This window comes from Agrobacterium sp. 6Ca8, from assembly GCF_055382765.1.
Genome location: NZ_AP026433.1, coordinates 282260 through 296839 on the forward strand (window position 1 = coordinate 282260; position 14580 = coordinate 296839).

Consider the following 14580-nt stretch of genomic DNA (forward strand, 5'->3'; position numbering starts at 1 on the left):
TGTTGCGGGCGGCGCCGAGCGTGGCAGACGGCTTCAGATGGTTGATCACAGTCCCGATATGATGGCGACGCGCCCTGATGAGGATGGTGTTGCCGTGCCTGCGTCGCAATTTCGCAAACATTGTCTGCGGCTTCTGACAGCTGGTTGCGTAGCCGCCGCCACCGTTGTGGGGGCTGCACTTCCGCTGCTGCTCATCGATTCCGGTTTTCGCGGATATGTTTCGCAGGCGCATGTCGAGGTTACCCAGACCGGCTACGACGCACCCGATGCGGCACGCTTTCTTGCCATGGCCCGCCGCACCCTGCTTTCTCCTTCCGGTCTGGACCGTATAACGGGCGACCTCAAATTGAAGCCCGCCGACATGGTCGGCGTTCGCAATCAGGGCGAACTTGGCCTGCTTTTCGACCTTTTGACCGGGGCGGATACCCGTTCGCTTTCCCCGCGTGAAGCATTGAACGGTGCTGTGGGCGAGGCGATCCGTCTGGAACTGACGCCGGATGAAAACACGCTGATCGTAACCTCGAAGGCAGCGACGCCGGAAACCGCGATGCGGCTTACGGATTATCTTTCGATGCGTGTCATGGCGGATGGCAAGGCCGGCACCATGACGCCCGCCATGCGCGAGACGGAGCGGGCGCGCACCCGGTTGGACGAGGCGGAAGCCGCCTTGAACGGTTTCCAGATGCGCCACGGCGAGGCCGTCCTGGCGGAAGTGCAGCAACTCGAGCAGCAATTGCGCGACCTCAATGACAGCCTTGCGGGGACGACCCAGCAGCAGCAGTCGCTTCAGACGGATCTGGCGGTGGCCACCGGCCTCAAGCCGAATGACGTATTGTCAAAGCCCCTGCCGTCAGGCGCTGCTTTCTCTGTGCTTGAGGACATCAGGCAAAGACATGCAACTGCCAGCATGGCGCTTTCAGGCGTCTCGGTCGATTACGGCCCGAAACATCCCCGCCGCATCGCCGCCCAGAATGCCGTAGATGCCGTGCAGGCGCTTGTCGCTCCCGCATTACGTCAGCTGGTCGATGGCTTGCGCGCCGATGAGAAGCGCGTCGCACAGGAAGTTGCAACCGCGAACGCCGAACGAACGAAACATCTCGACCGCCTGAGCAGCCTTGGTGTCACGCCCGGTGAATTCTCCAGATTGCAGGGTGAACTGGAAACGGCGCGAAATGCCTATCTTGAGGCGAGCGAGCGTCGGGACATGTCCTCATCCACCACAACCGCCGTTGAGACCCGCCTCACCAGGAAGGCAGCACCGGGCGAATTGTCGCGCGACCTCACACAAGCCGCGATACTGGCAGGCGGTGGCGCGTTGCTCGGCCTGCTGGGCAGCCTGTATCTCCTGAGCTACCGTCGCCATGACGAGGAAGAGGCACTCGTCTTTGATGATGCGCACGTTCTGCCCTCCGAAAAAGCGCCTGAGCAATCGGGGCAGTTTCCCGAGTTCGAGCCGATCGAGCCGGATGTGTTCCATGATCTGGAAGAACTGGCCGCGGACAGCGAATTCGAGCCGGAGGCTGAGTTCGCGGACTATTACGCCGGGGCGGCGAACGATAGCGGATTCGATACCGATGACATTCCGCTGGACGAGCGTGTGCGGCAGGTTCTGATGGGCAACCGCACCGTCAGGAATACCCCCCAGACGACACCGGAGCTGCCGCCATTGCTCAGTGAAGCCCTTGCCGGGCATTTCGATCACGAGCAGGCCGAAGCCGAGGAATTGGCGGAATTGAGACGCGAGTTGGCGCTCTTGAGGGAGCGCCTCGCCGATTACGCCGAGCATCGCGACGACTACCGCAAAACTGCCTGACGAAGCTGCATTTTTGCTTGCATTCCTGCAAAGTCGGCACCATACGGGGCCAACGTAATCCAGCAGGAGCAGGACGCATGGCAGTTGTGATTGACGGAAAGGCAAAGGCGGCTTCGGTAACGGAGGCGGTCCGCAAATCGGCAGAAACGCTTGAGGCGGAACAGGGTGTGAAGCCCGGTCTCGCGGTTGTCATCGTCGGCAACGATCCGGCCAGCCACGCTTACGTGAATTCCAAAAGCAAGACAGCCAAGCAATGCGGTTTCAATTCCGTTCAGCACACGCTGCCGGAAGAAACAACTCAAGATCAGCTTCTGAAGTTGGTCGGCGAACTGAACGCCGATCCCTCCATCCACGGCATTCTGGTACAGCTTCCTTTGCCGAAACACTTCAATTCCGATGAGATCATCCAGTCGATCCTGCCCGAGAAGGATGTGGATGGCCTGAGCGTGCTGAACGCCGGCAAGCTGGCGACCGGCGATCTCGCAACCGGCCTCATCTCCTGCACGCCAGCCGGCGCCATGCTTCTGGTGCGCAGCATTCACGGCGAAGATCTTTCCGGCCTGAACGCCGTGGTCATCGGCCGCTCCAACCTCTTCGGCAAGCCGATGGGCCAGCTTCTCCTGAATGCCAACGCCACGGTGACGATGGCGCATTCGCGCACCAAGAATCTCGCCACCGTCTGCAAGACGGCCGATATTCTCGTGGCGGCGGTGGGTCGCGCGGCAATGGTGAAGGGCGATTGGGTGAAGTCCGGCGCGACCGTCATCGATGTCGGCATCAACCGCATTCCCGCTCCGGAAAAGGGTGAAGGCAAATCGAAACTGGTCGGTGACGTCGCCTATGATGAGGCAAGCGCAGTCGCTGCTGCCATCACCCCCGTTCCGGGCGGCGTAGGCCCGATGACGATTGCCATGCTGATGGCCAACACCGTCATCGCCGCCTATCGCGCGCTTGGAAAAACCGCACCGAAGTTCTGAAATCGGTAGTTACTCTTTCGGAGCCGGTCCTGTGGAGGCGCGGACGACAAGTTCCGCCTTCCAGAGCTCCTGATGAGGTTCGGTCTGGTTAAGCTTGATCCGGTTGATCAGGCGCTGCCCGACACGCACCCCCGCCGCCCGCAGGGATGAGCGGGTGGTGGTGAGAGGCACCGAGAAATTGTCGGGCTTCAACAGCGGCAACACATCGTCATGGGCAATCAGCGAAATATCCTTGCCCGGTTTCAGGCCGCGCTGGTTGAGCGAGCGGATCACGCCGAGTGCCAATGCGGTACTGGCGCATACAATGGCGGTTGGTCGTTCCGGCTGTGACAACAGCGCTTCCATGCCGAGATAACCCTCCTCGTCGGTCATGCTGCTGTGTCTTGTATTTTCCGGGCGCAATGTCAGCCCATTTGCCGTCAGCGCCTTTTCCACCCCGAGACAGCGGCGGAAGGTGAAGTCGTAGCCCTCCGGCCCGTTAAGAAGCCCGATCCGCTTGTGGCCAAGCTGAAGCAGCAGCTGGGTCGCATCGCGAAATGCGGCCTCATTGTCCACGTCGAGAAAGGGATAATCCTCTTCCACGCCGATGGAGCGGCCATGGACGAGGAAGGGCAGGGAAAGCGATTGCATCATGGCGATGCGGGCGTCGTTCTTCTTCATATAGGCGAGGTAGATGCCGTCGACGCTGCCGCTCGCCGCCAGCCCCCGCAGGGCTTCCCGTTCCTTTTCCGGCTCCGTGGGCGTGATGAGGAGGTGAAATCCGCTGCGAGCCGCTTCTTCGCCTAGACCGCTCAGGAATTCGCCGAAATGCACATCCGAGCGGTGGTGCTCGCCAACCGGCATGACCAGTCCGATGGAGCCGACCTTGCCAGTCGCCAACCGTTGCGCCGCGGCATTCGGGCGATATCCGGTCTTTTCGGCGGCGTCCATGACGCGGCGGCGCGTCTCTGCGCTCACCTCGGGATATCCGTTGAGCGCTCTGCTGACGGTTGTCTGAGAAATCCCCAGCAGTTGCGACAACTGTTTCAGGTTCATGTTTGTTTTTCCTCCATGCGCGCGCATCGGAAATGGCAAAAGCCTCTCCTCTAACTCCCAAAGCGCTTTAGTTTTTTACCAGTCCCTGCCGGTTTTCTCAATCGAAAACGATAGCCGCCTTTCTAAGTAAGTATGACTATTCATACGACAATGCGGCATGTCCAGCGAAAGAGCCTCTTGACTCCTTCTCAATGACAATGAGATGAATAGGCAGCCAAAGCGCTTTGATTTATGGGAGATGCTTTGAGCCTTTTATGTGATGGGAGGTAAATCACATGCAGAAGACCTTTTTGGCGACGGCGGCTTCTATAGTGCTGCTGTCGGGTTCGGCCTTTGCCGCCGATCTGAAATTCGCGCCCGGTCAGGATGCCAAGTTCAACTGGAAAAGCTACGAAGACTTCAAGGCGGCCCATGCCGACCTGAAAGGTCAGACGCTGACGATTTTCGGGCCCTGGCGCGGTGAGGACGAGGCGCTGTTCCAGACGGTGCTGGCCTATTTCTCCGACGCGACCGGCGTGAACGTCCGCTATTCCTCCTCGGAAAACTACGAACAGCAGATCGTCATCGATACGCAGGCAGGTTCTCCGCCCAACATCGCCATCCTGCCGCAGCCCGGTCTTCTGGCCGATCTCGCCGCCAAGGGTTTTCTGGTTCCGCTCGGCGATGAGACCGCAAGCTGGGTCAAGGACAATTACGGCGCTGGCCAGTCCTGGGTTGATCTCGGCAGCTACAAGGGCAAGGACGGCAACAAGGCTTACTTTGCATTTCCCTTCAAGGCCGACGTGAAGTCGCTCGTCTGGTACGTGCCTGAGAACTTCGAGGAAGCGGGCTATAAAGTGCCCGAGAGCATGGAAGACCTGTTCAAGCTGACGGACCAGATCGTTGCCGATGGCGGCACACCCTGGTGCATCGGCCTCGGTTCCGGCGGTGCAACCGGCTGGCCGGCAACGGACTGGGTGGAAGACCTGATGCTGCGCACGCAGCCACTCGACGTCTATCAGAAATGGACGACGAACGAGGTGAAGTTCACCGATCCGGCCGTCGTTGCGGCAATCAATGAATTCGGCAAATTCGCCAAGAACGAAAAATATGTCAGCGGCGGCGTTGCGGCTGTGGCCTCCACCGACTTCCGCGACAGCCCGAAGGGTCTCTTCGACATTCCGCCGAAGTGCTACCTCCACCATCAAGCGTCCTTCGTGCCGTCCTTCTTCCCTGATGGTACCAAGGTCGGAACGGATGTGGATTTCTTCTATATGCCGACCTATGCCGCAAAGCCGGAACTCGGCAAGCCGGTTCTGGGCGCCGGCACGCTCGTCACCATCACCAAGGAAGCGCCCGCCGCCAAGGCTTTCGTCGACTTCCTGAAAACCCCCATTGCCCACGAAGTCTGGATGGCACAGTCCAGCTTCCTGACGCCGTATAAGGGTGTGAATGTCGATACCTATGCCAATGAGCAGATGAAGCGCCAGGGTGAAATCCTCACCTCCGCAACCACCTTCGGCTTTGACGGTTCCGACCTGATGCCGGGCAAGATCGGCGCGGGTGCATTCTGGACCGGCATGATCGATTTCGTCGGCGGCAAGTCGGCCGATCAGGTCGCGGCCGATATCCAGAAGGCCTGGGACGGCCTGAAGTAACCTCAACAGAGCTTGACCCGGCGGTGATGCCGCCGGGCCTTTGCCAACGGAACGGCCGTCGACCGCATAAAATCAGCGCGGCGCGGAGAGGATCAAGGGAGGGAACATGGCTCAACAACTCGTTTCTGCCATCGGCGTCATGGTGGCCGGCGTTTTTGCCTGCGCTGCCTATTATTGGCTATCCGACAAACTGTTGCAGGTAATTTTTCCCGTCCGCTCGGGAGACGTGTTGCAGGCATCCCGCAACCTCAACCGCCGCGCGTCGGTCAGGCCCTGGCTGTTCATCGGCCCCGCCCTTCTCCTTCTTCTCGTCTATCTGGTCTATCCCGTCATCGCCACGCTCATCCTCTCGTTCTATGACCGGACAGGCGCCGAATTCGTAGGTCTTGCCAATTATCGCTGGGCATTTTTCGATGCCGGCTTCAGGCAATCGATCTTCAACAACATCCTCTGGCTGGCCGTGGTGCCGGCCGCCTGCACCTTCTTCGGCCTCGTTATTGCCGTCATGACCGACCGCATCTGGTGGGGCAACATCGCCAAATCCATCGTCTTCATGCCGATGGCTATCTCCTTCGTCGGTGCCTCCGTCATCTGGAAATTCATCTACGAGTATCGCGCCGAAGGTCAGGTGCAGATCGGCCTCCTCAACGCCGTCGTCGAGTTTTTCGGCGGCAGCCCGGAGGTGTGGATTTCCATGCCCTTCTGGAACAACTTTTTTCTGATGGTCATCCTCATCTGGATTCAGACCGGCTTTGCCATGGTCATCCTGTCGGCAGCGCTGCGCGGCATTCCGGAAGAGACAATCGAAGCGGCCGTCATCGATGGCGCCAATGGCTGGCAGATCTTCTGGAAGATCATGGTCCCGCAAATCTGGGGCACCATCGCCGTCGTCTGGACAACCATCACCATTCTCGTTCTCAAGGTTTTCGACATCGTGCTGACCATGACCAACGGTCAGTGGAACACCATGGTTCTCGCCAACCTCATGTTCGACTGGATGTTCCGCGGCGGTGGTGACAGTGGCCGAAGTGCGGTCATAGCGCTCGTCATCATGGCGGCCGTCACCCCGATCATGGTCTGGAACATCCGCCAGGCGAACCGCGAGATGGAGGGCCGCTGAGATGGATATCGTAAAACGTCTGCGCCGCGTCGGCCTGCCGCGCCTCATCGTCCATGCCAGCGTGCTGGTCGTCGTGCTTCTCTGGCTTCTGCCCACACTCGGTATTCTCGTAAGTTCCCTGCGCGACAAGGACCAGATCACCGTGTCGGGCTGGTGGACGGCCTTTTCCAGTTCCGAGCAGACCGCGGCGGTTCGCCTTGCCGACGCTGCCGTGCAGAAGCAGGACGGGAACCGCTACGTCATATCAGGTAATGTTTTTGAAAGCGGACAGGGGGGCAAGGTTGCAGCCTTCGGCGTTCGCGTGCAGGAGCCGACGGCCTTCAAAGCCGGTGAAGCGGCAGATATCGGCGACGGGGAAACGCTGCTCGTCAACACCGATGGCACCTATGAATACAGCAAGGCCTCAAGCTTCGAGGGCTCTCGCGGCAAGCGCGTCTATATTTCCGTCGCGACACCGCCGGTCTTCACACTCGACAATTATCGAACCGTCCTGACCTCGGAAGGCATCGGCCAGTCCTTCGTCAACTCGCTGACAGTCGCCGTGCCGGCAACCGTCATTCCGATCCTCATCGCCGCCTTTGCCGCCTATGCGCTGTCATGGATGAGCTTTTCCGGCCGCAATTTTCTGATTGCGATGGTGGTGGGCCTAATCGTCGTACCGTTGCAGATGTCGCTGATACCGCTCCTGAAACTCTACAACGAAATCGGCAATATCTTCGGCGTACCGTCCAAGACCTATGCCGGCATCTGGCTGGCGCACACCGCCTTCGGTCTGCCGCTCGCCATCTACCTGTTGCGCAACTACATTTCCGGCCTGCCGAAAGAGATCATCGAAAGTGCGCGTGTCGACGGCGCGAGCGATTTCGAAATCTTCGTCAAGATCATCCTGCCGCTGTCCTTCCCGGCGCTCGCCTCATTCGCCATCTTCCAGTTCCTGTGGACCTGGAACGACCTGCTCGTCGCCATGGTCTTCCTCGGCACGCAGAAGGATGAGCTGGTGCTGACCGGTGCTTTGAACGCGCTGCTCGGTTCGCGCGGCGGCAACTGGGAAATCCTCACCGCCTCGGCCTTCGTTACCATTGTCGTGCCGCTCGGCGTCTTCTTTGCCCTTCAACGTTATCTCGTGCGTGGCCTGCTCTCAGGCTCCGTCAAGGGAGGCTGATTATCCATGAACGCCCATACCAGACAGGATGAGACTATGACCGCTCCGGTGACTTCCGCTTTGACGCCCAACAAGGATTGGTGGCGCGGCGCCGTGATCTATCAGATCTACCCGCGCTCCTATCAGGACTCCAATGGCGACGGCATCGGCGATCTCAAGGGCATCACCGACCGGTTGGCGCATATTGCCGGTCTCGGTGCCGACGCAATCTGGATTTCGCCCTTCTTCACCTCGCCAATGAAGGATTTCGGTTATGACGTCTCGAATTATGTCGATGTCGATCCGATGTTCGGCACGCTTGCCGATTTCGACGGGTTGATCGCGGAAGCGCACCGTCTGGGCATCCGCGTCATGATCGACCTCGTCATGTCGCACACGTCTGACCAGCATCCGTGGTTCGTGGAAAGCCGCGCCAGCCGCAACAATCCGAAATCGGACTGGTATGTCTGGTCGGACAGCAAGCCGGATGGCACGCCGCCCAACAACTGGCTGTCGATCTTCGGCGGCTCCGGCTGGCAGTGGGACCCCACCCGCATGCAATATTACATGCACAACTTCCTGACCTCGCAGCCGGATCTCAACCTGCATAATCCGGAAGTGCAGGAAGAACTGCTCAATATCACCCGCTTCTGGCTGAAGCGCGGCGTCGATGGTTTCCGCCTCGATACCATCAACTTCTATTTCCATGATCTGGAATTGCGCGACAACCCGGCGCTGGCGCCGGAGCGCCGCAACGCGTCCACGGCACCTGCGGTCAATCCCTACAATTTCCAGGAACATCTCTACGACAAGAACCGCCCCGAAAACATCGCCTTCCTGAAACGCTTCCGCGCCGTGCTGGACGAGTTTCCGGATATCGCCGCCGTCGGAGAAGTCGGCGACAGCCAGCGCGGACTCGAAATCGTCGGTGAATACACCTCCGGCGACGACAAGATGCAGATGTGCTACGCCTTCGAATTCCTGGCGCCGGATGCGCTCACGCCGCAGCGTGTTGCCGATGTGCAGGCGGATTTTGCCAGGGCCGCACCGGAAGGCTGGGCCTGCTGGGCTTTCTCCAACCACGATGTCGTTCGCCATGTCAGCCGCTGGGGCGAGCATGTCGAGGATAAGGATGCTTTCGCCAAGGTGCTCTCGGCGTTGTTGATGACGCAGCGCGGCTCCGTCTGCATCTATGAGGGTGAAGAGCTGGGCCTTACTGAAGCCGATATTGCTTTTGAGGATTTGCAGGACCCCTACGGCATCCAGTTCTGGCCGGAATTTAAGGGCCGCGACGGTTGCCGCACACCGATGGTGTGGGATGCGGGCCATGCGCAGGCCGGCTTTTCGACCTCGGACAAGACCTGGCTGCCCATTCCGGCCGAACACAAGCAGCGCGCCGTCAGCGCCCAGCAGGGCAATGAGGCATCCGTGCTGGAGCATTACCGCCGCTTCCTTTCCTTCCGCAAAAAGCATCCCGCTTTTGCCAAGGGCGGCATCGAATTCCAGCCAGTGGAGGGCGATGTGCTGAGCTACACCCGCACGCTCGGCAACGAAACCGTTCTGTGCCTCTTCAATCTGTCCGCGACACCGGCAAAGGCGACGCTGCCGGAAGGGAACTGGGAGGTTCTCGAAGGCCACGGCTTTGCAAGCGGTGTGGACGGCAGAAGCGTAGAACTTCCGGCATGGGGCGCTTTCTTCGCCCGTTACGCCTGATAGAGCAGGGAGGAACAACCCATGACAAGTCTCGTTCTCAAGGATATCCGCAAATCATACGGGCAGGTAAAAGTCCTGCACGGCATCGATCTGGAGATCGAACAGGGCGAATTCATCGTTTTCGTCGGGCCGTCCGGCTGCGGGAAATCGACGTTGCTGCGCATGATTGCGGGTCTGGAGGAAATCACCGGCGGTGAGATGTTTATCGACGGCCAGCTGGTCAATGAAATCCCGCCCTCGCGTCGCGGCATTGCCATGGTGTTCCAGTCCTATGCGCTTTATCCGCATATGACTGTTTACGACAACATGGCCTTCGGCATGAAGATCGCCAAGGAAAACAAGCAGGAGATCGACCGCCGCGTCCGCGCCGCCGCCGAAATCCTGCAGCTGACGCAATATCTGGAGCGTTTGCCCAAGGCTCTTTCGGGCGGCCAGCGCCAGCGCGTCGCCATCGGCCGTGCCATTTGCCGCAATCCCAAGGTGTTCCTGTTCGACGAACCCCTGTCGAACCTCGATGCCGCGCTGCGCGTCGCAACCCGCATCGAGATCGCCAAGCTCAATGAGCAGATGGCAGACACGACGATGATCTACGTCACCCACGATCAGGTGGAGGCGATGACGCTGGCCGACCGTATCGTCGTTTTGAATGCGGGTCGTGTGGAACAGGTCGGCCCGCCGCTGGAACTTTACGAAAACCCCGCCAACCTCTTCGTGGCGCGGTTCATCGGCTCGCCCGCCATGAACATCATTGCGGCAAAAATTGCCGTAACCGGGGAGCGGACTTCGATCGAACTTGCCGGAGGCAAGACGCTGAACATCGTCGTTCCCACGCCTGCAACCGAGCAGGGCAAGGTCGCGAGCTTCGGTGTCCGGCCGGAGGATTTGAGCATCGTCACCGGCGACGATTATCTTTTCGAGGGAACAGTCGCGATTGTCGAGGCTCTCGGTGAAGTGACCCTGCTTTATCTCGAAGCGCCGAAGGGGCAGGAGCCGATCATCGTCAAGGTGCCGGGCATCGTATCCGTCGCCAAGGGTCAGACCCTGCGTTTTGCAGCACCGCAGGCAAAGCTCCACCTCTTTGATGCCGAGGGCAAGAACTACCGCAGATAGTTGCGGAAACAATGGCCGTGAGCTTCAGGAAACATGCCCCGGAACGTCCCGTTCCGGGGTTTTTTCATGATATTTTGCCGCTGTGGAAAAATGCCAAAAATGTTCCTTCTTCGGTCTGTTTAAGGTGACGCTGATATGAATTGTTAAAGACTACGTTTTAATCTTGGAGACGTTGAAAGAGCATGGAGGTCAGGGCGTGCAGAGCAGTGCGGGTGTTATCAAGAACAGTTACCTGACCAAGGAAGAATCCTTCATGTACGACCGCGAAGGCCGGTTTCGCATGGAAGACACCATGAATGCGGCGCGCATCGAATATACCGAGAAGGCCGTCATGCATATGGCCGCTCGCCGTTGCGACGTCATTCGCATTTCCCAGACCGAGGCCGTGCTGGCGCTGCTGACGAAATACAATCTTCCGAACCAGTTCTATCTGGATATTCCCGACGCCCGCATCACCAAGATCGGCTGCGTTATGTTGCGCGTCAACGCCAACAATACGATCCACGTCCGTTTCCTGCGCATGTTGACGCAAAAGGAACTCGACCGCATTTTCGTGTTCAGCACGCATCCGGCGCATAAGGACCGGAAGCTCGATATCCGGTCTTTCTGAGGGGCTGGAGAATCTCCGGCTTCAGGAAAGCCCACCCAGAACCGTCTGCTTCAGCTTCACATCCGGCACTTCCGCAAAGGCAAGATCGCTGCGGCCGAAATAGGATTTCTGGTTGGTGGCGGACCAGTCGTTGCAGACCAGTTTGTATCGCTCTCTTGTGACCGGTTTTTCCGGCATGGCGTAAAGATAATCGCCGGTGCGGTCAGCAAGCGGAATGTCGCCGTCCTGATTGCAGCGCTTGAGGATTTGCGCAAGCGTTTCGCCATCCACTTCCGTTACCATCAGCTTGCCGTCGAAACGCAGAGAGGCGTTGAAATCGTAGCGGCGGATATCGCCCCTTGGCAAACCAGCGCCGAAGGAGGTGTGGCCGATGAAGTTGACATCCGCGCCGGTTTTTGCGGTAATCAGTTGCGCCACACGGCGTCCTGCCTCGTCAACTGTCATCGCCTTTTCCGTTTTGCCGACAACCGCCTTTTCTTCTGCCGTCAGATGTTTGTCGAGCGTCTGTTCGATCAGGCCTTTGAGCGCCGGGGAGGAGGGGGTGTCGCTGTCGATGGCGACGGTCTCGATCGTCGGCGCCTTGCCAGCAGCTTCGATCGTCGCAATGGCCATGGAGGTGCACCATGAACCCGTGTGGACATAGCGCGTCGCACCCTGTTCATGCACGAAGTTCAGGTGATCGTGGCCGCCGATCAGCAGGGTGCCATCAGGCAGCAATTGCAGGATATCGCGGTCGGCAACAACACCGGCGTGGCTGAGAACGATGTTGATGGCCTCCGGCTTGACGATTGCCGGCAGATTCGCCTTGGCCCATTCCACAGGCTGTGGAATATCCAGCATCTCACGCGTCGCCTTCGGATAGGTATTGATCGCGTTGGTGGCAAGGCCCGCAACGACGACCGGCCGTCCGCCCATACTTACCTCCACACTGGCCGGTGCATAGGGTGCGCCGCTGCGCTTGTCGATGATGTTGGACAGCACGTTGATGCCGAGCGCGCGGGCACGACTGACGAAATTGGCGAGGTCGTTATCGATATCCGGTTCATGGTTGCCGATATTGATGACGGTGGGCGCGAGCCTGGCGAGCGCCGAGAGGAACGTCCACTCGATTTCGCCGGACGACCGTGTCGCCACCGCATTGCCGGTTTCGAACAGGTCGCCGTTCAGAAGAATAATGTGGGGCGTCTTTTCAGCCGCGATGCGCATTTCTATGGCTGCTAGGAGCTGCCCGATGCGCTCATAGGCCGAATGCAGGTCGGAAATCACGATTGCACGCAGGGCCACATCCTGCGCCTCCGCCGGCGTTGCCACCACCATCAGCGGCAGTATGGCGGTGCCAGCCATAAGCTTCAGCACGTCACGGCGTTTGCTTGAGAAAATCGTCATGTCTGGCCCCATCATCTTGAAATGCGTCATCGTCCCGCGGCTGGCTGAGAAGCCCCTATAGGGCGATCATCACAGCCGCATGACAAGTTTGGCGTTTAAGAGACGGGAAATAAAGCGGTTTCAGCGCGGGTTATGCGGGTCATGCCAAGAGGGTGCGGAGGCGAGGCCGAATCCGGCCTTCGCCTCCGGACGATCAATGGAACAGAACGCTGGCGCCCTGGTCGGCAGGGCCGACATTACGGCGGAACGGGGCGAAAAGTTCGCGGCCCATGCCCCATTCGTTGGCGGAAAGGTCGGCGCGCGCCGGTTCGCGCTTTGCCAGCTCTGCGGCTGGAACAAGCACTTCAAGCGTTCCGGAAATGGCGTCGAGACGGATGATGTCGCCATCGCGGATGAGCGAGATCGGGCCGCATTCGGAAGCTTCCGGCGTGACATGGATGGCGGCCGGCACCTTGCCGGAAGCGCCGGACATGCGTCCGTCCGTTACCAGCGCCACCTTGAAGCCGCGATCCTGCAGTACGCCAAGTGGCGGTGTCAGGCGGTGCAGTTCCGGCATGCCGTTGGCCTTCGGACCCTGGAAGCGGACGACAGCGATGAAATCGCGGTTGAGCTTGCCGTCCTTGAAGGCATCCTGAAGCTCCTGCTGGTCGTTAAAGACGATCGCGGGCGCCTCGATGATATGGCGTTCGGGCTTGACGGCGGAGATCTTGATGACCGATTTGCCGAGATTGCCGGTCAGCATCTTCAAACCGCCGGTCGGCTGGAACGGCGTTTCAATGCTGGCGAGAACCTTGGGATCGTGGCTCTGCTCGGGAGAAGGCTCGCGGGTCACTGCGCCGTTTTCGTCAAGCTTTGCATCCACGGTGTAAGCTTCGAGCCCCTGTCCGAAGACGGTGCGGACATCGTCATGCACGAAGCCTTGTTTCAAAAGCTGCTTGATGAGGAAGCCCATGCCGCCTGCGGCGTGGAAATGGTTCACATCCGCAAGACCGTTGGGATAAACGCGGGCAAGCAGCGGCACGGTATCCGACAGGTCGGAAATATCCTGCCAGGTGAGGATGATGCCGGCTGCGCGCGCCATGGCGATCAGATGCATGGTGTGGTTGGTCGAGCCGCCCGTCGCGTGCAGGCCAACGACGCCGTTGACGATAGAGCGCTCGTCGATCATTTCGCCCGCAGGCGTGAACTCGTTGCCCTGCGCGGTGATGGCGAGTGCCCGTTTGGCGGCCTCGCGTGTCAGCGCGTCGCGCAGCGGCGTGCCGGGATTGATGAAGGAAGAGCCGGGCATGTGGAAACCCATGATCTCCATCAGCATCTGGTTGGAATTTGCCGTGCCGTAGAAAGTGCAGGTGCCGGGACCATGATAGGATTTGGACTCCGCCTCCAGCAGCTCGGCGCGCCCAACCTTGCCCTCTGCATAAAGCTGGCGAATACGGGATTTCTCGTCGTTCGGCAGGCCGGTGGTCATAGGCCCGGCGGGGATGAAGATGGAGGGCAGGTGACCGAAGGAAAGCGCTGCGATGACGAGGCCGGGAACGATCTTGTCGCAGACACCGAGATAGACGGCGGCGTCGAACATGTTATGCGACAGGCCGATGCCGGCAGCCATGGCGATGGCATCACGGGAGAATAGCGAGAGCTCCATGCCCGGCTGGCCCTGGGTTACGCCGTCGCACATGGCAGGCACGGCACCCGCGACCTGCGCCACGCCGCCGGCTTGCGCTGCGGCCTCGCGGATGATTGCCGGAAAGGTCTCGTAGGGCTGGTGCGCCGACAGCATGTCGTTATAGGCGGTGATGATGCCGAGATTACCAACCCGGTCGCCGGCAAGGAGGTCCTTGTCGGCGGGGGAACAGACAGCAAATCCATGCGCGAGGTTACCGCAGGAGAGAGTGGAGCGATGAACGCCCTTCGAAACCTGCAGCCGCAGCCGCTCTAGATAGGTCTCGCGGTAAGGCTTGGAGCGTTCGACGATGCGGGCGGTAATGGCCTGAATGCGGGAATCGGCGGACATGAGCGTTCATCCTGTTCGTTGGTC

General features: G+C 59.7%; 11 protein-coding genes. 8 read left to right on the forward strand and 3 right to left on the reverse strand.

Annotation, left to right across the window (positions count from 1 at the left end):
- Positions 1 to 37: 37 nt before the first annotated feature.
- Positions 38 to 1813, forward strand: coding sequence for a GumC domain-containing protein (locus ACZ5A6_RS01465; protein WP_174061616.1), 1776 nt, complete (start codon positions 38 to 40; stop codon positions 1811 to 1813).
- Between the two features lie 77 nt (positions 1814 to 1890).
- Positions 1891 to 2790: a bifunctional methylenetetrahydrofolate dehydrogenase/methenyltetrahydrofolate cyclohydrolase FolD gene (gene folD / locus ACZ5A6_RS01470; protein WP_174061615.1), complete on the forward strand. Its 900-nt coding sequence runs from the start codon at positions 1891 to 1893 to the stop codon at positions 2788 to 2790.
- A 9-nt stretch (positions 2791 to 2799) separates the two neighbouring features.
- Here folD and ACZ5A6_RS01475 read toward each other — a convergent pair whose 3' ends face one another.
- Positions 2800 to 3825: a LacI family DNA-binding transcriptional regulator gene (locus tag ACZ5A6_RS01475; protein WP_464111029.1), complete on the reverse strand. Its 1026-nt coding sequence runs from the start codon at positions 3823 to 3825 to the stop codon at positions 2800 to 2802.
- Between the two features lie 275 nt (positions 3826 to 4100).
- Here ACZ5A6_RS01475 and ACZ5A6_RS01480 point away from each other — a divergent pair, with 275 nt between their 5' ends.
- From ACZ5A6_RS01480 to ACZ5A6_RS01505, 6 genes are all read left to right on the forward strand, one after another.
- Positions 4101 to 5462, forward strand: coding sequence for an ABC transporter substrate-binding protein (locus ACZ5A6_RS01480; RefSeq protein ID WP_038489846.1), 1362 nt, complete (start codon positions 4101 to 4103; stop codon positions 5460 to 5462).
- Positions 5463 to 5568: 106 nt separating this feature from the next.
- Entirely contained in the window at positions 5569 to 6582 is a 1014-nt protein-coding gene (locus tag ACZ5A6_RS01485) for a carbohydrate ABC transporter permease (RefSeq protein WP_003515131.1), read from the forward strand.
- 1 nt (position 6583) lies between these two features.
- On the forward strand, positions 6584 to 7744 hold the full coding sequence (locus ACZ5A6_RS01490) for a carbohydrate ABC transporter permease (RefSeq protein ID WP_003515133.1): 1161 nt from the start codon (positions 6584 to 6586) through the stop codon (positions 7742 to 7744).
- Positions 7745 to 7780: 36 nt separating this feature from the next.
- Positions 7781 to 9436, forward strand: a complete 1656-nt coding sequence (bglA, locus tag ACZ5A6_RS01495; RefSeq protein WP_174061613.1) for a beta-galactosidase BglA — start codon at positions 7781 to 7783, stop codon at positions 9434 to 9436.
- Between the two features lie 21 nt (positions 9437 to 9457).
- The gene (locus tag ACZ5A6_RS01500; protein WP_174061612.1) at positions 9458 to 10546 is read left to right on the forward strand and encodes an ABC transporter ATP-binding protein; all 1089 of its coding nucleotides are present in this window, start codon (positions 9458 to 9460) and stop codon (positions 10544 to 10546) included.
- A 253-nt stretch (positions 10547 to 10799) separates the two neighbouring features.
- A complete protein-coding gene (locus ACZ5A6_RS01505; protein WP_034501827.1) occupies positions 10800 to 11156 on the forward strand; it encodes a hypothetical protein in 357 nt (118 codons plus the stop codon).
- Positions 11157 to 11177: 21 nt separating this feature from the next.
- Here the strand turns inward: ACZ5A6_RS01505 and ACZ5A6_RS01510 are convergent, their stop codons facing one another.
- On the reverse strand, positions 11178 to 12542 hold the full coding sequence (locus ACZ5A6_RS01510; RefSeq protein WP_464111030.1) for a metallophosphoesterase: 1365 nt from the start codon (positions 12540 to 12542) through the stop codon (positions 11178 to 11180).
- Between the two features lie 193 nt (positions 12543 to 12735).
- Complete coding sequence (gene edd / locus ACZ5A6_RS01515; protein WP_003515140.1) at positions 12736 to 14556, reverse strand: phosphogluconate dehydratase; 1821 nt, start codon at positions 14554 to 14556, stop codon at positions 12736 to 12738.
- Between the last annotated feature and the right edge of the window lie 24 nt (positions 14557 to 14580).